Source organism: Collimonas sp. GW821-FHT02H07 (assembly GCF_059421505.1).
This window is the reverse complement of sequence record NZ_JBWKVC010000049.1, coordinates 1-836: the sequence shown is the minus strand read 5'-3', so window position 1 is coordinate 836 and position 836 is coordinate 1. Positions and strand designations below refer to the sequence as shown.

2 pseudogenes are annotated in these 836 nt (G+C 64.4%); both read right to left on the bottom strand.

Annotation, left to right across the window (positions count from 1 at the left end):
* Positions 1-758 (bottom strand): annotated as a pseudogene (locus AC07V8_RS25755) (ESPR-type extended signal peptide-containing protein); the annotation flags it as partial.
* A 24-nt stretch (positions 759-782) separates the two neighbouring features.
* Positions 783-836: pseudogene (locus AC07V8_RS25750) on the bottom strand (hypothetical protein); the annotation flags it as partial.

The following is an 836-nucleotide window of genomic DNA, read 5'->3' as shown; positions in this document are numbered from 1 at the left end:
GCATCAGTGCTCGTAGCCGATATAACGCCGGCCGCGACGTTCTGGATCTGGCGCTCGGTTCCTGCTGCGCCAACCGATACCACACCATTGGTCGACGCTGCCGCTTCCACGCCGGCAGCAGTGCCGCCAAACTGTGCAGTAGTGCCGGTATGCGGCGCCGCCGTGGTCGAGTGTGAACCCAAAGCTACATCGTTGGTGTTATTCGCGACGGCAGTGTCGCCCAATGCCACAGCACCCGCAGCCGCCGCATTGCTGGCATTGCCAAGCGCGACCGATCCTTGCCCGATTGCGCTATTACCGTTACCGATGGCAACCGCGCCATTGGCCGCCGTGGCGCCGGCAACATCGCCCGCGGCCGTGTTATTCGCACCCAACGTCACAGCGCCAGTACCGTTCGAGACGTTCGGATCACCGATTGCCACTGCGCCGTTGCCGGTTGCCTTCTGTCCACGACCGATGGCCACAGCGCCGCCGGCTGCCGTGCCGGAATTTGCAGTCGTGCCGGAAGAGCCAATCGCTACGTTCTGGCCGGTCGCACCGCTGATAATGCCATCCCCCTGCGCTATGCCAAAGGTACCGTTGACCGTTGCGCCGCGCCCTATCGCAATGCCTGAAGTATTCGCCGCGCCGACAGCTGACTGGCCGCCGATGGCGATCGAATCCTGCGCCGCAGCCGCTGCGCCTGCGGTCGCATTCGTGCCGATTGCCGTGGCGCCGATGCCGGAGGCTATAGTAGCCGTGGTGCCCGCACCACCCAATGCAGTCGCGTAATTCGCTGTAGCGCTGCTGCTAGTGCCTAAGGCCGTTGAACTTGTTCCTGTCGAGCTGGCCCCGGC